Genomic DNA, 21654 nt, shown 5'->3' on the forward strand with positions numbered 1-21654 from the left:
CGCGGTACCCGGTGAGCCCGGGCCCGCGTCTACTTCAGGACTTAGCTATAAACCCGGCCCAGGAGCTGCCGATGGCTTTCGAACTGATCGAGCACGTCACGGGTGATCTGCTCTTGGGTGAAGCCCATCAAGTCGTATTCCTGGCTGCCGTTGTGCAGGTAGACCTCGGCACGGTAGTAGCGTGCTCGCTCCTCCGGTGCATCGGCCGACTCGCTCGGCGCCGCCAGGTAACCGTCCAGGCTCACTTCATAGACGAAAGGGTTGCCCTCTTCCATCTCGATCCGCACACCCATGCAGCGCTTGGACTTGCCCAGCAGGGTTTGCACGTCCAGCCCCTGGTTGCGCAACTGGGTCGCGGCCTCTTCCAGGGCCGGGGTCACGTGCTTGTCCATGAAGCGCTGGACCACTGCCTGGGTCGGCTGCAGGTCCAGTTGGGTCAGGCGCTCGCTGAAACCGCGACGGCCACGGGCCGCCAGTTCCGCTTGTTCCTGCTCGACCCGGGTGTCCTGGGCCATGGCCTTGTACAGGCCGAACATGAAGCACACCAGCACCACCGAGAATGGCAGGCCAGCCAGCACCACCATGGTCTGCATGGCTTGGAAGTTACCGGCGAACAGCAGGCCGACGGTCACCAGGGTGATCACGACCGACCAGAAGATCCGCAGCCAGTGCGGGGCGTCTTCGTCGACGTTACCGCCCTTGCAGGACAGGTTGGCCATCATCACCGCGCCGGAGTCGGCCGGGGTCAGGAACAACACGAAGCCCACGAAGATCGACACACCGATGACGATCTTCGACGCCGGGTAATGCTCGAGCAGTTGGTAGATCGCCATGGACGGCTGTTCCAGGGCGGTCTTGCCCAGTTCCACCGCGCCCTGGTTGAGCACCAGATCCAGCGCCGAGTTGCCGAAGATCGACAGCCAGGCCAGGGTGAAGCCCAGCGGGATCAGCAGTACGCCAGCCACCAGCTCGCGCACGGTACGACCACGGGAAATACGAGCGATGAACATGCCCACGAAAGGTGCCCAGGAAATCCACCAGGCCCAGTAGAACAGGGTCCACAGGCCCAGCCAGCGATCGGACTTGGCGCTGTCGCCTTCGTACACATAGAGGTCGAACGTCTTGAGCACCACGCCGTTGAGGTAGTCGCCGATGTTCTGCACGAAGCCGTTGAGCAGGTGCAGGGTCGGGCCGAACAGCAGGACGAAGATCAGCAAGCCGCTGAACAGCACGATGTTCAGGTTGGACAGGCGGCGAATGCCGTTCTCCACCCCGGACACTGCGGCGATGGTGGCCACCGTGCTCATGACGATGATCACGATCAGCAGGTTGGTGTTGCTGTGTTCCATGCCAAACAGGTTTTCCAGGCCGGACGATACCTGCATCGAGCCGATGCCCAGGTTGGTCACCAGGCCCAGCAGGGTCACGAACATGCCGAAACCGTCCACCGCGTGGCCGGCCGCGCCCTTGACCCAGCGCTCGCCCACCAATGGGTACAGCGCCGAGCGCAGTGCCAATGGCTGGTTATGCCGGTAGGCGAAGTACGCCACCGCCAGGCCCACCAGGGCATAGATCGCCCAACCGTGCAGGCCCCAGTGCAGGAACGTCAGTTGCAGCGCCTGGCGCGCGGCCTGGTTGCTGGCTGGCACGCCTTCGGGCGGATTGAAGTAGTGGTCCAGGGGCTCGGACGCACCGAAGTACAGCAGCGAGATGCCGATGCCGGACGAGAACAGCATCCCGGCCCAGGCGCCATAGCTGAAGTCCGGGGTGTCTTGCTTGGTCCCCAGCTTGAGCTTGCCGTAGGAAGAGAACGCCAGGCCCACCACGAACACCAGGTAGGCGGCGATCACCAGCATGTAGTACCAGCCGAAACTGCGGGACAACCAGGCCTGGGCAACGTCCAGCATTTTGCCGGCCTCTTGCGGGGCGATGATCAGGATCGCAGTCAACAACAGGATCAGCGCGGTCGAGGTGTAGAACACCCAACCGTTGACCCGCACCTTTTCCGGCGGGGTCTTTATAAGAGAGGCAGAACTCATTGCACAGATGCTCCAGGCAGTGCGAGAGAAGGACACAAGGCAACACGGCACCCGACCAATCGGTTAGTTGGCAGCCGATCGTCGGGTGATATAAAGACACCCCGAAAAAAGCCCGGACCCACGGCGGCTGCGTTGCGAACCAGCGTCCCCGACCTCGGCTCGAACCCATGGTTCGGCGTCAGGCCTGAAGCGTCTTGCCCATTCAACACGTCCGTCCTTACCGGTTCACGCCATGCCATCCCTGGGGTGCGGTCTTTTTCGGAGGTCGTTTTCCGCCGTCTACATGCGGGACGAATCCGTAGGCAGCGACGATTTGTCGCAGATCTTATTCTTTGTTGATTGAACGTTCAATCAAAACAAAATAGACTGGCCCGCAAGCCGACAGCCGTCATGCGTCTGCCGGCGGGCCTAAGGAGAGGTATCAGATGCCCAAGGTCGGTATGCAACCCATACGCCGCCAGCAGTTGATCGAAGCCACGCTACAAGCGGTCGATCAGGTCGGAATGGGGGACGCCAGCATTGCGCTGATCGCCCGTTTGGCCGGAGTGTCGAACGGCATCATCAGTCACTACTTTCGGGACAAGAACGGCCTGATCGCAGCGACGATGGGTTACATCATGAGCATGCTCAACGAAGGCGTCAGAGCACGCCGTCAGGCCCTGACGGACGACAGCCCGCGCGCTCACCTGAAAGTGATCATCGAGGGCAACTTCGATGCCAGCCAGGTGAACGGCCCGGCAATGAAAACCTGGTTGGCGTTCTGGGCTTCCAGCATGCACCAGCCCGATTTGCACAGGTTGCAGCGGATCAACGACCACCGCTTGTATTCCAACCTGTGTTGCCAGTTCCGCCGCGCCCTGCCGCTCTACCATGCGCGCAAGGCAGCCCGCGGCCTGGCGGCTTTGATCGACGGTTTGTGGCTGCGTGGCGCCCTGTCGGGTGATGCGTTCGACACCGACCAGGCGATACGGATCGCTTACGAATACATGGATTTACAACTGGCTAAGCAGGAGCGCTAGAGCACAACCAAGACGCTCGGCCTCTGCACGCCACTGATCAGCGTGCCCGAATCCAAGGGCACGCCCGGTGGACAAGCCCATTACTCAATGCACTTGCGAGGACACTATGGCCCGTTTTGAACTGCAAAAACTCTACATCGACGGCGGCTACACCGATGCCGGCAGCGACGCCACTTTCGATGCCATCAACCCGGCCAACGGTGAAGTTCTCGCACAAGTGCAGCGTGCGACCAAGGAAGACGTGGAACGCGCCGTGGTCAGCGCCGAGAAAGGCCAGAAGATCTGGGCCGCCATGACCGCCATGGAGCGTTCGCGCATCCTGCGTCGCGCCGTGGACATCCTGCGTGAGCGCAACGACGAGCTGGCCGCCCTGGAAACCCTGGATACCGGCAAGGCCTACTCCGAAACCAAGTATGTCGACATCGTCACCGGCGCTGACGTGCTGGAATACTACGCAGGCCTGGTACCGGCCATCGAAGGCGAGCAGATCCCACTGCGCGACACTTCCTTCGTCTACACCCGCCGCGAGCCACTGGGCGTGGTCGCCGGTATCGGCGCCTGGAACTACCCGATCCAGATCGCCCTGTGGAAATCCGCCCCGGCCCTGGCCGCTGGCAACGCGATGATCTTCAAGCCAAGCGAAGTGACTTCGCTGACCACCCTGAAACTGGCCGAGATCTACACCGAGGCTGGCGTACCGGCTGGCGTGTTCAACGTCCTGACCGGCAGTGGCCGTGAAGTCGGCACCTGGCTGACCGAGCACCCGCGCATCGAGAAAGTCTCCTTCACCGGCGGCACCGACACCGGCAAGAAAGTCATGGCCAGCGCTTCGAGCTCCTCGCTCAAGGAAGTGACCATGGAACTGGGCGGCAAGTCGCCGCTGATCATCTGCGACGACGCCGACCTGGATCGCGCCGCCGACACCGCGATGATGGCCAACTTCTACAGCTCGGGCCAGGTCTGCACCAACGGCACTCGCGTGTTCGTACCGAGCCACCTGAAGGCCGCCTTCGAAGCCAAGATCGTCGAGCGCGTTGCCCGCATCCGCGTTGGCAACCCAGAGAACGAGAACACCAACTTCGGTCCGCTGGTGAGCTTCGCCCACATGGAGAACGTGCTGGGCTACATCGCCAAGGGCAAGGAAGAAGGTGCCCGCGTACTGTGCGGCGGCGATCGCCTGACCGACGGCGAATTCGCCAAGGGCGCTTTCGTGGCACCGACCGTGTTCACCGACTGCACCGACGACATGACCATCGTGCGTGAAGAAATCTTCGGCCCAGTGATGAGCATCCTCACCTACGAGACCGAAGAAGAAGTGATCCGTCGTGCCAACGACACCGACTTCGGCCTGGCCGCCGGTATCGTCACTCGCGATCTGAACCGCGCTCACCGCATCATCCACCAGCTCGAAGCCGGTATCTGCTGGATCAACGCCTGGGGCGAATCCGACGCCAAGATGCCAGTCGGCGGCTACAAGCAGTCGGGCGTGGGCCGTGAGAACGGCATCAGCTCGCTGAACAACTTCACCCGCATCAAGTCGGTGCAGGTCGAGCTGGGCGACTACAGCTCAGTATTCTGAGCAGCGGCAAGTAGCTAGCTATCAGCGGCAAGCCAAGGCATTAGCCCGGCTTGCCGCCTGCCCCTCATTCAATGCCAAGCCCGCTTCGCTGCCTTTTCTCGCAGCTTGAAGCTTGAGGCTTGCAGCTCTCCACGGAGGCTCTAATGGCCCAAGAATACGACTACATCATCGTTGGTGCCGGCTCTGCCGGTAACACCCTGGCGACCCGTCTGACCGAAGACGAAGGCGTCACCGTCCTGCTGCTGGAAGCCGGCGGCCCGGACTACCGTTTCGATTTCCGTACCCAGATGCCTGCGGCACTGGCGTTCCCCCTGCAAGGCCGTCGCTACAACTGGGCCTATGAGACCGATCCAGAGCCGCACATGGACGGCCGCCGCATGGAATGTGGCCGTGGCAAGGGCCTGGGCGGCTCCTCGCTGATCAACGGCATGTGCTACATCCGCGGCAACGCCATGGACTACGACGGCTGGGCCAAGCTGCCAGGCCTGGAAGACTGGTCGTACCTGGACTGCCTGCCGTACTTCCGCAAGGCCGAAACCCGCGACATCGGCCCTAACGACTACCACGGTGGCGAAGGCCCGGTACGAGTGACCACGCCCAAGGCTGGCAACAACCCGCTGTTCCACGCCATGGTCGAGGCCGGCGTACAGGCCGGTTACCCGCGTACCGAAGACCTCAACGGCTACCAGCAGGAAGGCTTCGGTCCGATGGACCGCACCGTGACCCCTGAAGGCCGTCGCTCCAGCACCGCCCGCGGTTACCTGGACGTGTCCAAGAAGCGCTCCACCCTGACCATCGTCACCCACGCCCTGACCGACAAGGTCCTGTTCGAAGGCAAGCGCGCCGTAGGCGTGAGCTACCTGCAAGGCAGCACCGAAGAGCGCGTGGAAGCCCGTGCGCGCAAGGAAGTCATCGTCAGCTCCGGCGCCATCGCCTCGCCACAGCTGCTGCAACGCTCCGGCGTCGGCCCGCGTGCCCTGCTGGAAAGCCTGGACATCCCGGTGGTCCACGACCTGCCGGGCGTCGGTGAGAACCTGCAGGACCACCTGGAGCTGTACCTGCAATACGCGTGCACCCAGCCGGTATCGCTGTACCCATCGCTGCTGTGGTGGAACCAGCCGGCCATCGGCGCGCAGTGGCTGTTCAAGGGCACCGGCATCGGCGCCAGCAACCAGTTCGAAGCCGGTGGTTTCATCCGTACTCGCGAAGAGTTCGAATGGCCGAACATCCAGTACCACTTCCTGCCGGTAGCGATTAACTACAACGGCTCCAACGGCGTGAAGGAACACGGCTTCCAGGCCCACATGGGTTCCATGCGTTCGCCAAGCCGTGGCCGTGTGCAGGCCAAGTCGAAAGACCCGCGCCAGCACCCGAGCATCCTGTTCAACTACATGGCCACCGAGCAGGACTGGCAGGAATTCCGCGACGGCATCCGCCTGACCCGCGAAATCATGCAGCAGCCGGCACTGGACGCCTACCGCGGTCGCGAGATCAGCCCGGGCATCGAAGTGCAGACCGATGAGCAGCTGGACACCTTCATCCGCGAGCACGCCGAGACTGCGTTCCACCCATCCTGCTCGTGCAAGATGGGCACCGACGACATGGCCGTGGTCGATGGCCAGGGTCGCGTGCACGGCATGCAGGGCCTGCGTGTGGTGGATGCCTCGATCATGCCGATCATCACCACCGGCAACCTCAACGCGCCGACGATCATGATGGCCGAGAAAATCGCCGACAAGATCCGTGGCCGCCAGCCGCTGCCACGCAGCAAGGCCGCCTACTACGTGGCCGGCGAAGCTCCGGTACGTGGCAAGCCGGTACGCGACGTAGCCGCGAACGCGCAGTAAGCACCATTGGCGCCGACCGCAAGGGTCGGCGCCATTTCCACGATTCCCCCCGCCTCTCTCCTCTCCTCGACATTGCCTCTACGGCGTCCTTGATCGCAGTCGCAGGCTACGGCTAAAGTTTCATCCGCCTTACCCCCTTCGCTCCACGGACTTTATCCCGAGCCCTGCGCGACCTATACCTGTAGGAGCCGGCCCGCCGTCGATAAGACCTGCAAGCCCCAGCTCTTCATACAAGGAGGTCATTCATGTTCGACTTTCACCCCCAGCTCAAGCAGCGCTTCGCTGCCTTGCGCACGGGCGCCGAATTCTTTTCCCTGCGCTATGTGCGCGAGTCCGACCAGTACCTGTCGGTGCGCAAGAACATTGCTGAGCCACCCTGCCTGGGCCATGACGAAGGCGCGATGTTGACCGTACGGGTGCGTGGCGTGGAAACCTACGCCGCCACCAACGACCTGTCGCAAGGCGGCTTGCAGGCGGCCCTCGACCGCGCCGAACGGCAGGCCCGGGTGATCGCCGCACACTCCCTGCTGGACCTGCGCGAGCAGCCGGTCTCCAGCCATCGCGCCGACTACCTGTCGCCCAACCTCGAACACGCCTTCCCATCCCTGAGCGACTGCTACCAGCTGCTGGGTGACGAATCGGCCTCGGTGCCCAAAGACGAGCGCCTGGTGAACTGGCAAGTGGGCATCGGCGTGACCCAGGTCGAGCAGATCTACCTCAACAGCGCCGGGGCCGAGCTGCGCCAGGCCCAGCGCTTCGTCTACCCGGGCCTGGACGTCACCGCCTACGACGGCAGCGACAGCCAGACCCGCAGCCTGGGCCGGGAGAATTTCGGCCAGCAAGGCGCCGGCGACGTGATCAGCCGCTGTGGCCTGCTGGGCGCCGCGCCGCGGGTTGCCGACCAGGCCCTGCAACTGCTGCTGGCTCCCAATACGCCCCAAGGCCAGCGGGACCTGCTGCTGATGCCGGACCAGATGATGCTGCAGATCCACGAGTCCATCGGTCACCCGCTGGAGCTGGACCGCATCCTCGGCGACGAACGCAACTACGCCGGTACCAGCTTCGTCAAACAGGCGGACTTCGGCCATCTGCAATACGGCTCGCGGCTGCTCAACGTGACCTTCGACCCGGACATTCCCGAGGAGCTGGCCAGCTATGGCCATGACGACGAGGGCACCGCCGCCAGCAAGCAGTTCCTGATCCGCGAAGGGTTGCTGGTACGCCCCCTGGGCGGCGCCCTGTCGCAGTACCGCAGCGGCCTGGACGGCGTTGCCAACAGCCGCGCCAGCAGCTGGAACCGTGCGCCCATCGACCGCATGGCCAACCTCAACATCGAGCCGGGCGAGCAGTCCCTGGAACAACTGATCGGCGGCATCGAACACGGCATCCTGATGTCCACCAACCGCTCCTGGTCCATCGACGATGCGCGCAACAAGTTCCAGTTCGGCTGCGAATGGGGCCAACTGATCGAGAACGGCGAGCTCAAGGGCGTGGTCAAGAACCCCAACTACCGGGGCATTTCCGCGCAGTTCTGGCGCAACCTCAGCGCCGTCGGCAACCGTGGCACCTTCCAGGTCCTGGGCACGCCCAATTGCGGCAAGGGCGAACCCAATCAGGTGATCCGGGTTGGCCACGCCTCGCCAGCCTGTGTCTTCAGCAAGATCGATGTATTCGGAGGAGATGCCTGATGACCAGGACGACCGATCAGGCCCAGCCATTCAAGGCGCTGGTGCAGTGGCTCAAGGACGAGATCCGCGAGTCGGAACAATTCACCCTCAGCTACGCCGCCGAATCTTCGGAATTCATCCGCTTCAACCACGCCAAGGTGCGCCAGGCCGGGCAGGTGCAGCAGGCCAGCCTGAGCTTCAAGCTGATCGACGACGGGCGCCACGCCGACCTCGGGATCACCCTGAGCAACGATCCCGAGGTGGATCGCCAGCGCCTGGCCGAAAGCTTGCAACAGCTGCGCGAAACCCTGCCGTTGCTGCCGGCCGACCCCTACCTGATGCTCAACCACACCCACTGGCAATCCCAGAGTGTGCAAGAACACCCGCTGCCGGACAGCGAACAGGTAGTGAATGAGATCGGCCACGCGGCCACCGGCCTGGACCTGGTGGGCATCTATGCCGCCGGTTCCATCAGCCGCGGCTTCGCCAGCTCCAGCGGGGCGTTCGGCTGGCACCAGGCCAACAGTTTCAACTTCGATTTCAGCCTGTTCCACGACAATGGCGAAGCGGTGAAAGCCAGCTATGCCGGGCATGCCTGGAGCAGCGAAGCCTTCGCCCAGCGCTTCGACCAAGCCCGCCAGCAACTGGAGTTCCTCGGCAGGCCGCTGCGCACCCTGGCTCCCGGGCAGTACCGCGCCTACCTGGCCCCCGCGGCCCTGGAGGAAATCATGAGCATGCTGGCCTGGGGCGGGTTCTCGGCCCAGTCCATCGCCAGCAAGCACAGCGCCCTGCAGAAGCTCTATGCCGGCGACGCCGCCCTCAGCCCGTTAGTGTCCCTGCGCGAGCAGGTCAGCGGCTCGCTCAGCCCGGCGTTCTCCGACGAGGGCTACCCGCGCAGCGACCTGGCGCTGATCACCGCCGGCAACGCCGACGCCCGCCTGATCAACTCCCGCAGCGCCGCCGAGTATGGACTGGCCACCAATGGCGCCGGCAGCAGCGAGTACCCCAGCGCCTTGAACATGGCCGGCGGCCAGTTGGCCCAGCAGGACATCCTCAAGCAACTGGGCACCGGCCTGTACATCAGTAACCTGTGGTACCTGAACTACTCGGACCTGCCGGCAGCACGCCTGACCGGCATGACCCGCTTTGCCACCTTCTGGGTGGAGAACGGCGAGATCCAGGCACCGGTGAACACCATGCGCTTCGATGACAGTGTCTACAGCCTGCTGGGTTCGCAACTGGAGGCACTCACCGAGCAGCGCGAACTGCTGCTTTCGGCCAGTACCTACGGCCAGCGCCAGACGGCCTCGATGCATCTGCCCGGGGCCTTGGTCAGCCGCCTGACGCTGACCTTGTAAACCGGCCTCAAGTTGCAAGCCTGGAGCTTGCAACTTTCCGCTGCCCTTGTTGAGGTCCCATGCCCGAACGCACGCCACTCGACGCTACCACCACCCGCTGGCTGCCCTGGGTGGTGGCCATCGCCTTCTTCATGCAGTCCCTGGACGGCACCATCCTCAATACGGCGCTGCCGGCCATGGCCCAAGACCTGGCGGAAGACCCATTGCGCATGCAAGGCGTGGTCATTGCCTACATGCTCACCGTGGCGCTGCTGATCCCGGCTTCGGGCTGGATCGCCGATCGCTTCGGCACCAAGAAGATCTTCTTCGGGGCCATCCTGCTGTTCAGCATCGGTTCACTGTTGTGCGCCCTGTCCAGCTCGCTGGGCATGCTGGTCGGCGCACGGGTGATCCAGGGCCTGGGCGGCGCCTTGATGCTGCCAGTGGGACGCCTGGTGGTGCTGCGCGCCTACCCCCGCTCGGAGCTGGTACGGATCATGGGTTTCATCACCATTCCCGGACTGCTGGGCCCGTTAATCGGCCCGACCATGGGCGGCTGGATGGTGCAGTACCTGACCTGGCACTGGATCTTCCTGATCAACCTGCCGGTGGGAGCCATAGGCTGCTACGCGGTCTGGCGCTTCATCCCCGACCTGCGGGGCAGCGAGCGCACGCGCTTCGATGGCCTGGGCTTTTTGCTGTTCGGCGCGGCGATGGTGCTGATCACCATCGCCATGGAGGGCCTGGGCGAGCTGCACCTGCCGCACTTGCGGGTGATGTTGCTGCTGTTCGGCGGACTGGCGTGCCTGGCGGCCTACTGGCTGCGAGCCGGGCACATCGACAACCCGCTGTTCGCCCCTTCGCTGTTCAAGGTACGGACCTTCGCCGTGGGCATCCTCGGCAACCTGTTCGCCCGCCTGGGCAGCGGTGCCCTGCCATTCTTGGTGCCACTGCTGCTGCAGGTCGCCCTGGGCTACTCACCGTCCCAGGCCGGGATGAGCATGCTGCCCCTGGCGGCGGCCGCCATGCTGGCCAAGTCCATTGCCCGGCCATTGATCGAACGCCTGGGCTATCGCATCGTGCTCACCGGCAACACCCTGGCCCTGGGCATCATGCTGGCAAGCATGGGCCTGGTCAGCGAGCAGACGCCTTATCCGCTGCTGCTGTGCATGCTGGCGGTGCTGGGGGCCATCAACTCATTGCAGTTCACCGCCATGAATACCGTGACCCTGATCGATCTGGACGATGCGGCCGCCAGCAGTGGCAACAGCCTGTTGTCGGTGGTGGCGCAACTGTCCCTGAGCCTCGGGGTCGCTTGCGCTGGCGCCTTGTTGGGCGGCTTCACCGCCTCCGTGGGCAACGACGGGGTCGACACGGTACTCGGCGCCTTCCAGCTGACATTCCTCACGGTCGGGATCATGGCGATGCTGGCAGCGGCGATCTTCCTCCAGCTATCGCCCAACGATGGCCGCCGGGCGAGCAAGGTCGAGGAGCATATCGAGCACTGACTGAACATCTCCTACGTGGGGACTGGGAGATCCCTGGCGACTTTTCGTCCAGAAATTGCAGGAAGAGGAAGCGGGGCTGATACACTGCGCGACATTTTGTTTTGCAGGCCCGTCCCGTGACCACCATCGCCACCGCTTTCAACACCCTGCCCTTGTCCGCCGCCATGCTGGCCAACCTCGACTCCCTCGGGTATGCCCAGATGACGCCGATCCAGGCGCAAAGCTTGCCGGTGATCCTCAAGGGCCTGGACCTGATCGCCCAGGCCAAGACCGGCAGCGGCAAGACCGCCGCCTTCGGCATCGGCCTGTTGAACCCGATCAACCCGCGCTACTTCGGCTGCCAGGCCCTGGTGATGTGCCCGACCCGCGAACTGGCCGACCAGGTCGCCAAGGAGCTGCGTCGCCTGGCTCGCGCCGAGGACAACATCAAGGTCCTGACCCTGTGCGGCGGCGTGCCCTTCGGCCCGCAGATCGCTTCCCTGGAGCACGGTGCCCATATCATCGTCGGCACCCCGGGCCGCATCTCCCAGCACCTGGACAAGGGCACGCTGAAACTCGACGGCCTCAACACCCTGGTGCTCGACGAAGCCGACCGCATGCTCGACATGGGCTTCTACGATGCCATCGAGGCCATCATCGGCCAGACCCCGGCACGCCGGCAGACCCTGCTGTTCTCCGCCACCTACCCGGCGGGCATCAAGCAGTTGGCGTCGAAGTTCATGCGCGATCCGCAGCAGGTAAAAGTCGAGACGCTGCACAGCGACAGCCAGATCGAGCAGCACTTCTACGAAATCTCTCCGGAAGATCGCATGGATGCGGTGGTCAAGGTGCTCAACCACTTCCGCCCGCAGTCTTGCGTAGCCTTCTGCTTCACCAAGCAGCAGGTGCAGGAAACCGTCGACCACCTGACCGCCAAGGGCATGTCCGCAGTGGGCCTGCACGGTGACCTGGAACAGCGCGACCGCGACCAGGTGCTGGCGATGTTCGCCAACCGCAGTACGTCTGTGCTGGTAGCCACCGATGTCGCCGCCCGGGGCCTGGATATCGACGCCCTGGACATGGTGATCAACGTCGAGCTGGCGCGGGATTCGGAAATCCACATCCACCGGGTCGGCCGTACCGGTCGCGCCGGCGAGAAAGGCATCGCCATCAGCCTGGTGTCGCCGTCCGAGGCCCACCGTGCCCAGGCCATCGAGCAGTTGCAGAAAGCTCCGCTGAACTGGGAGCAGATCGACGGCCTGAAGAGCCAGGGCGGCGGTCCGCTGCTGCCAGCCATGAGCACCCTGTGCATCGCCGCCGGGCGCAAGGACAAGGTGCGGCCGGGCGATATCCTCGGCGCGCTGACCGGCGAGGCCGGCATCCCCGGCGCCCAGGTCGGCAAGATCGCGATCTTCGACTTCCAGGCCTACGTGGCCGTGGAGCGCGGCATCGCCAAACAGGCCCTGCAACGCCTCAACAGCGGCAAGATCAAGGGCCGTTCGCTGCGCGTACGTATCCTGTAACCCACCCGCTCGATCTGTAGCCGCTGCCGCAGGCTGCGAACGTCTCCGAAGGAGGCGCCGCTCTTGAGGCCATGAAGCCCCTGGGGGCTTGTCGCAGCCTTCGGCAGCGGCTACAGGTTCATTTGCCTGCACTCTCGAGGACACCGTTTTGCGCTCTACCGAAGTCGTGATCATCGGCGCCGGCGCCGCCGGCTTGATGTGCGCCCTGACCGCCGCCGGCCGTGGGCGCCAGGTGCTGTTGCTGGACCATGCCAACAAGGCCGGGAAGAAGATCCTGATGTCCGGTGGCGGGCGCTGCAACTTCACCAACATGTACACCGAGCCGGCCAACTTCCTCTCGCAGAACCCGCACTTCTGCAAGTCGGCCCTGGCCCGCTACACCCAGTGGGACTTCATCGGCCTGGTGGCCAAGCACGGCGTGCCGTATCACGAGAAGAAGCTCGGCCAGCTGTTTTGCGACAACAAGTCCAGCGATATCCTCGCCATGCTCCTGGCCGAATGCGACCAGGTTGGGGTCGAACTGCGCCTGGACACCTCGATCCAGCAGATCGAGAAACTGGAGTCGGGCTACCTGCTGCAGACCACCCTGGGCCAGGTGCGCTGCCAGTCCCTGGTGATCGCCACCGGCGGCCTGTCGATCCCGACCCTGGGCGCCACCGGCTTCGGCTACCAGGTGGCCAGGCAGTTCGGCCATGAACTGCTGCCGACCCGTGCCGGACTGGTGCCCTTCACCATCACCGACCAGCTCAAGGAGCTGTGCGGCGAGCTGTCCGGGACCTCGGTGGACTGCCTGGTGAGCTGCAACGGCCAGAGCTTTCGCGAAAACATCCTGTTCACCCACCGTGGCCTCAGTGGCCCGGCGATCCTGCAGATTTCTTCCTACTGGCAGCCCGGCGACAGCGTCGAGATCAACCTGCTGCCGGACCACGACGCCCTGGGCTGGCTGCACCAGCAACAGGCCGAGCGCCCCAACAGCGAGCTCAAGACCCTGCTGGGGGAGATCTTCACCAAGAAGATGGCTGGCCTGCTGGCCGACCACTGGTTCGTCTCCAAGCCGATGAAGCAGTACACCCCCGCGGAATTGGCCGACGTCGCCGACAAGCTCGGCAACTGGCAACTGGTGCCGGCGGGCACCGAGGGCTACCGCACCGCCGAAGTAACCCTGGGCGGGGTCGACACCCGCGAAGTCTCGTCCAAGACCATGGAGTCGCTGAAAAGCCCGGGCTTGTATTTCATTGGCGAGGTGCTGGATGTCACCGGCCACCTGGGCGGTTTCAATTTCCAATGGGCCTGGGCCTCGGGCTACGCCGCCGCGCAATACGCCTGAAGCGGCGGCGCACCCACGGCGGATCGCCCCCTTGGCGGAACGACGGCACATGCCGATGAGCCTCGCCGGGAACAGAATTTGCTGTCGGATGTGACGGCGGCATTGCGCCGTCGTCAATACTGGCTCAATTTAGCTGCATCGCCCGGAAGGCTCGCCCCAATCCATGTCATCGACCTCTTTTCGCCAGTCCCTGCGTCGCCTCTGGGCGCTGGACAAGTTCAGCTACAGCGTGCGGGTGTTCGTCGCCCTGACCGGCAGCATGGCGCTGTGCTGGTACCAGGACGAAATGAGCCTGCTGATCCCATTATTCCTCGGCATCATCGCCAGCGCCCTGGCGGAAACCGACGACAGCTGGCAGGGCCGCCTCAATGCCCTGGCAGTGACCCTGGTGTGCTTCAGCATCGCCGCGCTGTCGGTGGAACTGCTGTTCCCCTACCCCTGGATCTTCGCCATCGCCCTGGCCCTGGCCAGCTTCGGCCTGACCATGCTCGGAGCCCTGGGCGAGCGCTACGGCGCCATCGCCTCGGCAACCCTGATCCTTTCGGTCTACACCATGATCGGCGTCGACCAGCGCGGCGGCGCGGTGATCGACTTCTGGCACGAACCGGTGCTGCTGGTGGCAGGGGCTGCCTGGTATGGCCTGCTCTCGGTGCTCTGGCAGGCGTTGTTCTCCAACCAGCCGGTGCAGCAGAGCCTGGCACGGCTGTTTCGCGAACTGGGCTATTACCTCAAGCTCAAGTCGTCGCTGTTCGAGCCAATTCGTCAGCTGGACGTGGAAGCCCGGCGCCTGGAACTGGCACGGCAGAACGGCAAGGTGGTGGCCGCGCTCAACAGCGCCAAGGAGATCATCCTGCACCGGGTCGGCAACGGCCGCCCGGGGTCGAAGGTCAGCCGCTACCTGAAGCTGTACTTCCTGGCCCAGGACATCCATGAGCGCGCGAGCTCCTCGCACTACCCCTACAACGCCCTGGCCGATGCCTTCTTCCACAGCGACGTGCTGTTCCGCTGCCAGCGCCTGCTGCGCCAACAGGGCAAGGCCTGCCGGGCCCTGGGGGAATCGATCCAGTTGCGCCAGCCGTTCGTCTACGACACCGGGTTCACTGAGGCCCTGGGCGACCTGGAAGCCTCCCTTGAACACCTGCGCATCCAGAGCAACCCCGCCTGGCGTGGGCTCTTGCGCTCGCTGCGGGCACTGGCGGCCAACCTCAGCACCCTCGATCGCCTGCTCAGCGATGCCAGCAATCCCGATGCCCTGGCCGATGCTACCGATAGCAGTCTGCTGGACCGCTCGCCACGCAATCTCAAGGATGTCTGGACCCGCCTGCGCACCCAGCTGACGCCCACCTCGCTGCTATTCCGCCACGCCCTGCGCCTGCCCCTGGCGCTGAGCATCGGCTATGGCATGGTGCACCTGATCCACCCCTCCCAGGGCTACTGGATCATCCTCACCACGCTGTTCGTCTGCCAACCCAACTATGGCGCCACCCGGCGCAAGCTGGGCCAGCGGATCGTCGGCACGGCCATCGGCCTGACCATCGCCTGGGCGCTGTTCGACCTGTTCCCCAGCCCGCTGGTGCAATCGCTGTTCGCCATCGCCGCAGGCGTGGTGTTCTTCACCAACCGCACCACCCGCTACACCCTGGCCACTGCCGCCATCACCCTGATGGTGCTGTTCTGCTTCAACCAGGTAGGCGACGGTTATGGCCTGTTCCTGCCGCGACTGTTCGATACCCTGCTGGGCAGCCTGATCGCCGGCCTGGCGGTGTTCCTGTTCCTTCCCGATTGGCAAGGGCGGCGCCTGAACCAGGTACTGGCCAACACCCTGGCGTGCAACAGCATCTACCTGCGCCAGATCATGCAGCAGTACGCCGCCGGCAAGAGCGACGACCTGGCCTACCGCCTGGCCCGGCGCAATGCCCATAACGCCGATGCGGCGCTGTCCACCACCCTGGCCAACATGCTCATGGAACCTGGGCACTTTCGTAAGGAAGCGGACGTGGGCTTTCGCTTCCTGGTGCTGTCCCACACCCTGCTCAGTTACCTCTCGGGCCTGGGCGCGCACCGTGGCACCCAGCTGCCGGACGAGGTGCGCGAGCACCTGATCGGTGGCGCCGGCACCAGCCTCGCGGCCAGCATCGACGAGATCGCCCAGGGCCTGGCCAACAAGACTCCGATCGTCATCCACAGCGATGCCGAGGAGGCCTTGGCCAACGAGCTGGAGCAGATGCCGGACGAGATCGATGAGGGACAGCGCCTGGTGCAGACCCAACTGGGGCTGATCTGCCGCCAGCTGGGCCCCTTGCGAACCCTGGCGGCCCACCTGATCAAAGGGACCGAACAGCCGCAAGCCTAGCTTGCCGCTGCCCCTCCTACATGCCGTGCTGGCGCAGCAGCCGGGCGTAGCTGCCGTCGGCCTTCATGGCGGCGATCTCCCGATCGAACCTGGCGACGATCTGCGCATGCTCGGGATTCTTCAGGCTCACCAGGATATGCAGGCTGTTCTCGCTCAAGGGCTTGGGCAGGAACTCCACCGCATTGCGCACCCTGGGCGACTCCCGGGCCAGGTAGTAGCGGGCGACGTATTCATCCTCCAGGGTCAGCTTGACCCGGTCCGCCGCCAGCATGCGCACGGCCATGGCGAAGTTGTGCACCGGCACCTTCTGCAAGTCCGAGTCGTTGTCGAATTCAGAGGAGTAGGCGTAGCCGCGTACCACGGCAATCGGATACTCATGCAACTGCTTGAGGTTGTGGTACTCCAGGGGCGCGTCCTTGCGCTTGAGGAAGCGGATACGGTTGACCAGATACTCGGAGGAGAACTGCCCAAGCCGGGTACGTTCATCGTTGTACCAGGCGTTGACCAGCACGTCGTAGCGCCCCTCGCCGATTCCCAGCAGCGCCCGGGCCCAGGGCACCTGCTCGAACTCACTGGCGTAGCCGGCGCGGGCCAGTGCGGTACTGACGATATCGGTGGCCACGCCGCCATTGACCAGGGTTGCGTCGGTAAACGGAGGCCAGGCATCAGCGACCAGCCGCAACTTCTCTGCAGAAGCGCCCTGGCCCAGCAACAGCAATCCGATCAAAGCCAAAGCCCGATGCAGTCGCAGCATGCTTAAAGATCCTTAGCGGGCACAGGGCCCAGCGCGTTCCAGCCTACACTCGAGGGCCCATGCAGCGACCGCCCAGGTCCTAACATTAGCTCATCGCAGCCAATGCACAGGACTTGCAAAACAGATTACACAAAGAAGGGAAAAGCCAGTGAACGGAGTGATGGCATTTTGACCCATCTCACAGAAACAAACTCCATACATCTGCCAGCAAGACATCCGCTGGCGATGTGCTTAGTATTTCGCGCAGCTCTTTTCACAGGATAAGAAAATGACCGTCGAATGGGTCTGCAAACACCACACCGATCTGGGCAAGGAACAGCTCTACGCCATCTTGCAGCTGCGCACCGAGGTCTTCGTCGTGGAACAGAAGTGCCCCTATCAGGAGGTCGATGGCCGTGACCTGGAAGGCGACACCTGCCACCTGATGGCCTGGGACGGCGACCGCCTGGTGGCGTACCTGCGCCTGCTGGACCCCATCTCCCAGGGCGGCGACGTGGTCATCGGCCGGGTGGTGATCGCCGAGCAGGCCCGGGGCCAGGGCCTGGGCCACGTATTGATGGAGCAGGCCCTGAAACAGGCGCAATGGCACTGGCCCGAGACACCGATCTACCTCTCGGCCCAGGCCCACCTGCAGGCCTACTATGGTCGTTACGGGTTCAGCGTGGTGGGCGAGCAATACCTGGAAGACGACATCCCGCACATTGGCATGCGCCGTAACTGACGCCTCAGGGATAGCCCAGCACGGCCTTGATCTGCCGCAAGTTGGGCTCGATCCAGCCCTTGTCGATGGCACCCCAGCTGTGGATCCGATAATGCCCGGCGTGATTGCGCGCGCCGTCCTCTTGCTCGAACTGGCAGACGATGTCCAGGTCGGCCAGGGCGGCGATGGTGTCCTGGGCGGTACGTCGAGGCATGCCCGTGAGTTCCGTCAGCGCCGGCACGCTGCTGGCCTGGCCGCTGTCGATCAGGTACGCCACGTACAAGCGGCGGTAGAAACTGCTCTTGGTCTTGCTCACATCCATCGCCCACTCCTTTCTAGGCCGTTGCGCCCGCCTTCGCCTGCAGGTCGCGCCAGGTGAGGTAGACCCGCAGGTCGAATTCCAGTTGGTGATAGCCCGGCAGCATGTGCTCGCAGAGCTTGTAGAACGCCTTGTTGTGGTCCGACTCCTTGAAGTGCGCCAACTCGTGGACCACGATCATGCGCAGGAACTCCGGCGCCGCCTCCTTGAACAGCGAGGCGATGCGGATCTCTTTCTTGGCCTTGAGCTTGCCCCCCTGCACCCGCGACACCGTGGTGTGCAGGCCGAGGGCACGATGGGTCAGGTCCAGGCGATTATCGAACAGCACCTTGTCGATGGCTGGTGCGTTGCGCAGGTATTCCTGCTTCAGCTCCAGGGCGTAGCTGTACAGCGCCTTGTCGCTCTGCACACCGTGCTTGCCCGGATAGCGGCGCTCCAAATAGTCCCCCAGGCGATCCTCGACAATCAGCTGGCGCACCTGCTCTTGCAGGGCAATGGGATAGGCCTGGAGGTATTTCAGTGCGGTCATGGGGGTGGCAACGCCAGATACGAAGGCTGCCAGTGTAGCGAACTCAGGCCTGCAGCGCGCTCCAGTCGAACGGCTGGGCGAACTGGCTGGCGCTGCTGGCGGTCAGCGGTCGGGCCACCAGGAAACCCTGTACATACTCGCAACCGGCGTCCTTGAGCCACTGATACTGCTCGTGGGTTTCCACGCCCTCGGCGATCACCAGGAGGCCGAACTGCCGGCACAGGTCGATCACGCTGCGCGCGATCGCGGCGTCCCGCGGCGAAGTGAGCAACCGCGCGATCAGGTGCCGGTCGAGCTTGAGGGTGTCGAGCTGCAAGTCACGCAGGTACGCCAGGCAACAGCCGCCCGAGCCGAAATCGTCCAGAGCCACCCGCACCCCCAAATGATGCAACTGCTGCAGTTGCTTGCGGGTCTCGTCCAGGTTCTGGGTCAGTGCTGCCTCGGTGACTTCGACTTCCAGCTGGCGCGGCTGCAGGCCATTGCGTATCAGGACCTGGCGCAGCTCCGCCGCCAGGTTGGGCATGCTGAACTGGGTAGCGCTCAGACTGATCCCGAGCACCAGGTCAGGGCTGAACACTTGCTCCCAGTCCTTGCGCTGGGCAGCCCCCTGTTGATAGATCCAGCTCCCCAGCAGGCTGATCAACCGCGCCTCTTCGAGCAATGGCAGGAACAAACCCGGCGGGACGTCGCCGACACTTGGATGACGCCAGCGCAGCAGGGCCTCGAAACCGCGCAGGCGGCCATCGGCAATGGCCACCTGGGGCTGGTACACCAGGGTGAACTCCTTGCGCTCCACCGCGCTGCGCACGCTTTCCTCGAGCATCAGCCGGGAGCGTTCGCGGCCATTCATTTCATGGTCGTAGTACCGGTACTGCTGGCGGCCGGCGCGCTTGGCCTCGTACATGGCGATATCCGCCGAACGCAACAAGCCATCGAGGTTGGAACCGCAGTCGGGATAGATGGCGATGCCGATGCTGGCCCCCAGCGCCACTTCCAGGCCGTCGATCTGCTGGTTGATGGACAACCGCTCGATCAGCCGTTCGGCCACTTTCGCCGCCTGCTCGGGAAACCCCAGCTCCAATAACGCAGTGAACTCATCGCCCCCCATGCGCCCGATGATGTCGAACGAGTGCAGGCAATCCTTCATCTGCTCGGAGACCCAGCGCAGTACCCGGTCGCCGGCGTCGTGTCCCAGGGAGTCATTGACCCGCTTGAATCCATCCAGGTCCAGGTAGAGCAGGACCAGGGACTTTCCCGGGCGCTCACCACGCACCAGGATGCTGTCCACCGTCTGCTGGAAACCTCGCCGGTTGAGCAACCCGGTCAAGGGATCGGTAACCGCCTGGTACTCCAGTTGCTGGTGCAGGTGCCGCACTTCCGACATATCCAGCAAGGTGACCACCATGGCCTTCTGGTCGCTCGGTAGCGGGGCACAGGACAGCGCCACGCTGATCTGCTGGCCTGGAACAGTGCGCAACAGGGCGTCATGCAGGCGGAAGGTTTCACCGCGACGGTAACTGGCATACAGCTCGCAGGCGTGCCAGTCGGGAATATGGGGTTTTTGCAGGTAATCGAGGAATGCCGAGCCTTCCAGTTCCTTCACCTGGGCATTGAGCAGGCGTGAAACCGCGGGGTTGGCGAAACGTATCCGCCCCTCTTCGTCCACGACCAGGATGCCTTCGGCGGCGTTGTCCAGCACCGAGGCATTGAATGCCCGGGCCACTTCCAGGTCATGGCTCAGGTGCTGCAAGGCGCGTCGGTTGCGCTGGTGCTCCAGCAGCGCCTGGACCTTGGGCTTGAGGATCTGCGGGTCGAAGGGCTTGAACAGGTAGTCCACCGCGCCATTGGCATAGCCCTTGATCACGGCATCCTGGGATTGTTCATTAGCGGTCAGGAAGATAATCGGTGTCAGGCGCGTGCGCTGGCTGCCGCGCATCAAGCGGGCCACTTCGAAACCATCCATGCCTGGCATCTGCACATCGAGCAGAACCAGATCGATTTCATGCTGGAGCAACAGGTCCAGGGCCTCGATACCTGAAGCGGCGGTCATCACCCGCCAGTCCTGGCGCTGTAGCAACGCCCGCATGCTCAGGAGATTTTCAGGATAGTCATCGACGATCAGAAGAGTGGAGTGACCCTCGACTGCCTCCGGTTGCACGCATTCCATGCTGCTTCTCTTGTCTGTAATAAGACTGAACGGGTGAGAAACCCGACAAAACCTGAGGTTTCACTCTAGCCCCGGATCCTGAAAAGCAGAAGCTGTCATCAAGCCATCACTCTGCCAATGCCCATGCCTCCCGACTAACGGTCACACTTTTCATTCACACGAAGCATAAAGAATGGCACTTAGGCATTTTGCTGGCGCCATATATCCGCCATACGGTACCCATTGGTGATGTTCCCTAGGCTATAAAGATGCCCGAGAGGTGCAGCCTAAAGCCCTCGGCAGGCTGCACCAGGCACATCCTTGCGGAATTTCCCTACATGATCGACCTGGCAACCTGGAACCTCAGCGTTCCTGTCGGCAGTCCGCCGGCAACCATCGATACCCCGGCCCTGGTCAAGGGCTTCAAGAACCAATACTTCCATTCCGACAGCGGCACCCTGTTCTTCTGGTCGCCGGTCACCGGCTCGAAGACCGAGAACGCCATCTACCCACGTACCGAATTGCGCGAAACCTACGCCAACGGCACCCTGCGCAACTGGACTTATCCCGAAGCCGACAACCTGTTGCAGGCCACCCTGGCGGTCAACCAGGTGCCATCGTCAGGCAAGATCGTCATCGGCCAGATCCATGCCTACAACAGCACCAGGCCGTTGGTGAAACTGGAGTACCAGTACAAGGCCAACCAGGGCCGCGGCAACATCGTGGCCAAGGTGCGCATGCGCCCGGGCGACACTCGGTCCCGGGTCATCGGCATCGCCAAGAACGTGCCCATGGACCGGCGGTTTTCCTACCTGATCCACCTGAGCCCCGGAGGCGTCCTGGGCGTCAGCGCCGCTGGTTATCAGTGGAACACCCAACTGAGCGCCACCTGGCGTGACAAGCCGCTGTACTTCAAGGCTGGGGTCTATGTGCAGGACAACACCGGCTACACCAGCGAAGGTGGCAAGGTGACGTTCTCCAAGCTGGACATCGACCACAACAAGAGCTGAGCCGGCATACAGGCACAA

16 protein-coding genes are annotated in these 21654 nt (G+C 63.7%); 11 read left to right on the forward strand and 5 right to left on the reverse strand.

Features of this window, described 5'->3' with window-relative positions:
• Positions 1-41: 41 nt before the first annotated feature.
• Positions 42-2039, reverse strand: a complete 1998-nt coding sequence (betT, locus tag ATY02_RS34145; RefSeq protein ID WP_031320648.1) for a choline BCCT transporter BetT — start codon at positions 2037-2039, stop codon at positions 42-44.
• 425 nt (positions 2040-2464) lie between these two features.
• Between betT and betI the strand changes: the two genes are divergently transcribed.
• The 9 genes from betI to yccS all read left to right on the forward strand — a co-directional run bounded on the left by betI (position 2465) and on the right by yccS (position 16178).
• On the forward strand, positions 2465-3058 hold the full coding sequence (gene betI / locus ATY02_RS34150; protein ID WP_011063941.1) for a transcriptional regulator BetI: 594 nt from the start codon (positions 2465-2467) through the stop codon (positions 3056-3058).
• A gap of 106 nt (positions 3059-3164) precedes the next feature.
• A complete protein-coding gene (gene betB, locus ATY02_RS34155; RefSeq protein WP_068576777.1) occupies positions 3165-4637 on the forward strand; it encodes a betaine-aldehyde dehydrogenase in 1473 nt (490 codons plus the stop codon).
• Positions 4638-4780: 143 nt separating this feature from the next.
• Entirely contained in the window at positions 4781-6484 is a 1704-nt protein-coding gene (gene betA, locus ATY02_RS34160) for a choline dehydrogenase (protein WP_022641537.1), read from the forward strand.
• 245 nt (positions 6485-6729) lie between these two features.
• Positions 6730-8172 carry a TldD/PmbA family protein gene (locus ATY02_RS34165; RefSeq protein WP_068576775.1) on the forward strand — a complete coding sequence of 481 codons (1443 nt, stop codon included), beginning with the start codon at positions 6730-6732 and terminating at the stop codon, positions 8170-8172.
• Positions 8172-9509, forward strand: a complete 1338-nt coding sequence (locus ATY02_RS34170) for a TldD/PmbA family protein (RefSeq protein WP_068576773.1) — start codon at positions 8172-8174, stop codon at positions 9507-9509. Before ATY02_RS34165 ends, ATY02_RS34170 begins: the two co-directional genes overlap by 1 nt.
• Before the next feature lie 59 nt (positions 9510-9568).
• Entirely contained in the window at positions 9569-10996 is a 1428-nt protein-coding gene (gene mdtD / locus ATY02_RS34175) for a multidrug transporter subunit MdtD (RefSeq protein WP_068576771.1), read from the forward strand.
• 164 nt (positions 10997-11160) lie between these two features.
• Positions 11161-12498: an ATP-dependent RNA helicase DbpA gene (gene dbpA, locus ATY02_RS34180; RefSeq protein ID WP_235777334.1), complete on the forward strand. Its 1338-nt coding sequence runs from the start codon at positions 11161-11163 to the stop codon at positions 12496-12498.
• 148 nt (positions 12499-12646) lie between these two features.
• Positions 12647-13825, forward strand: coding sequence for an NAD(P)/FAD-dependent oxidoreductase (locus tag ATY02_RS34185; protein ID WP_068576769.1), 1179 nt, complete (start codon positions 12647-12649; stop codon positions 13823-13825).
• Positions 13826-13988: 163 nt separating this feature from the next.
• Entirely contained in the window at positions 13989-16178 is a 2190-nt protein-coding gene (yccS, locus tag ATY02_RS34190; RefSeq protein WP_068576767.1) for a YccS family putative transporter, read from the forward strand.
• A 16-nt stretch (positions 16179-16194) separates the two neighbouring features.
• On the opposite strand, the gene ATY02_RS34195 is transcribed toward yccS, so the two are convergent.
• Positions 16195-16932, reverse strand: coding sequence for a substrate-binding periplasmic protein (locus tag ATY02_RS34195; RefSeq protein ID WP_068576764.1), 738 nt, complete (start codon positions 16930-16932; stop codon positions 16195-16197).
• A gap of 268 nt (positions 16933-17200) precedes the next feature.
• Here ATY02_RS34195 and ATY02_RS34200 point away from each other — a divergent pair, with 268 nt between their 5' ends.
• Positions 17201-17653 (forward strand): GNAT family N-acetyltransferase, encoded by a 453-nt coding sequence (locus ATY02_RS34200; RefSeq protein WP_068576763.1) that lies wholly within the window; start codon positions 17201-17203, stop codon positions 17651-17653.
• Between the two features lie 4 nt (positions 17654-17657).
• On the opposite strand, the gene ATY02_RS34205 is transcribed toward ATY02_RS34200, so the two are convergent.
• From ATY02_RS34205 to ATY02_RS34215, 3 genes are read right to left on the reverse strand one after another with little or no spacing between them, the layout of a single operon-like run.
• Entirely contained in the window at positions 17658-17954 is a 297-nt protein-coding gene (locus tag ATY02_RS34205; protein ID WP_068576761.1) for a winged helix-turn-helix domain-containing protein, read from the reverse strand.
• A gap of 13 nt (positions 17955-17967) precedes the next feature.
• A complete protein-coding gene (locus ATY02_RS34210; RefSeq protein ID WP_068576759.1) occupies positions 17968-18480 on the reverse strand; it encodes a M48 family metallopeptidase in 513 nt (170 codons plus the stop codon).
• A gap of 43 nt (positions 18481-18523) precedes the next feature.
• Positions 18524-20647 carry a putative bifunctional diguanylate cyclase/phosphodiesterase gene (locus tag ATY02_RS34215; protein ID WP_068576757.1) on the reverse strand — a complete coding sequence of 708 codons (2124 nt, stop codon included), beginning with the start codon at positions 20645-20647 and terminating at the stop codon, positions 18524-18526.
• A 317-nt stretch (positions 20648-20964) separates the two neighbouring features.
• Here ATY02_RS34215 and ATY02_RS34220 point away from each other — a divergent pair, with 317 nt between their 5' ends.
• The gene (locus tag ATY02_RS34220; protein ID WP_068576754.1) at positions 20965-21636 is read left to right on the forward strand and encodes a polysaccharide lyase family 7 protein; all 672 of its coding nucleotides are present in this window, start codon (positions 20965-20967) and stop codon (positions 21634-21636) included.
• The last annotated feature ends 18 nt before the right edge of the window (positions 21637-21654 follow it).

Origin of the sequence: Pseudomonas sp. BIOMIG1BAC, from assembly GCF_001705995.2 — a bacterium.
Lineage (GTDB): Bacteria > Pseudomonadota > Gammaproteobacteria > Pseudomonadales > Pseudomonadaceae > Aquipseudomonas > Aquipseudomonas sessilinigenes.

Excerpts from the sequence above, each read along its gene's own strand:
- betT (WP_031320648.1), bottom strand. The coding sequence starts at position 2,039 with ATGAGTTCTGCCTCTCTTATAAAGACCCCGCCGGAAAAGGTGCGGGTC.
- betI (WP_011063941.1), top strand. The coding sequence starts at position 2,465 with ATGCCCAAGGTCGGTATGCAACCCATACGCCGCCAGCAGTTGATCGAA.
- betB (WP_068576777.1), top strand. The coding sequence starts at position 3,165 with ATGGCCCGTTTTGAACTGCAAAAACTCTACATCGACGGCGGCTACACC.
- betA (WP_022641537.1), top strand. The coding sequence starts at position 4,781 with ATGGCCCAAGAATACGACTACATCATCGTTGGTGCCGGCTCTGCCGGT.
- ATY02_RS34165 (WP_068576775.1), top strand. The coding sequence starts at position 6,730 with ATGTTCGACTTTCACCCCCAGCTCAAGCAGCGCTTCGCTGCCTTGCGC.
- ATY02_RS34170 (WP_068576773.1), top strand. The coding sequence starts at position 8,172 with ATGACCAGGACGACCGATCAGGCCCAGCCATTCAAGGCGCTGGTGCAG.
- mdtD (WP_068576771.1), top strand. The coding sequence starts at position 9,569 with ATGCCCGAACGCACGCCACTCGACGCTACCACCACCCGCTGGCTGCCC.
- dbpA (WP_235777334.1), top strand. The coding sequence starts at position 11,161 with ATGCTGGCCAACCTCGACTCCCTCGGGTATGCCCAGATGACGCCGATC.
- yccS (WP_068576767.1), top strand. The coding sequence starts at position 13,989 with ATGTCATCGACCTCTTTTCGCCAGTCCCTGCGTCGCCTCTGGGCGCTG.
- ATY02_RS34195 (WP_068576764.1), bottom strand. The coding sequence starts at position 16,932 with ATGCTGCGACTGCATCGGGCTTTGGCTTTGATCGGATTGCTGTTGCTG.
- ATY02_RS34200 (WP_068576763.1), top strand. The coding sequence starts at position 17,201 with ATGACCGTCGAATGGGTCTGCAAACACCACACCGATCTGGGCAAGGAA.
- ATY02_RS34205 (WP_068576761.1), bottom strand. The coding sequence starts at position 17,954 with ATGGATGTGAGCAAGACCAAGAGCAGTTTCTACCGCCGCTTGTACGTG.
- ATY02_RS34210 (WP_068576759.1), bottom strand. The coding sequence starts at position 18,480 with ATGACCGCACTGAAATACCTCCAGGCCTATCCCATTGCCCTGCAAGAG.
- ATY02_RS34215 (WP_068576757.1), bottom strand. The coding sequence starts at position 20,647 with ATGGAATGCGTGCAACCGGAGGCAGTCGAGGGTCACTCCACTCTTCTG.
- ATY02_RS34220 (WP_068576754.1), top strand. The coding sequence starts at position 20,965 with ATGATCGACCTGGCAACCTGGAACCTCAGCGTTCCTGTCGGCAGTCCG.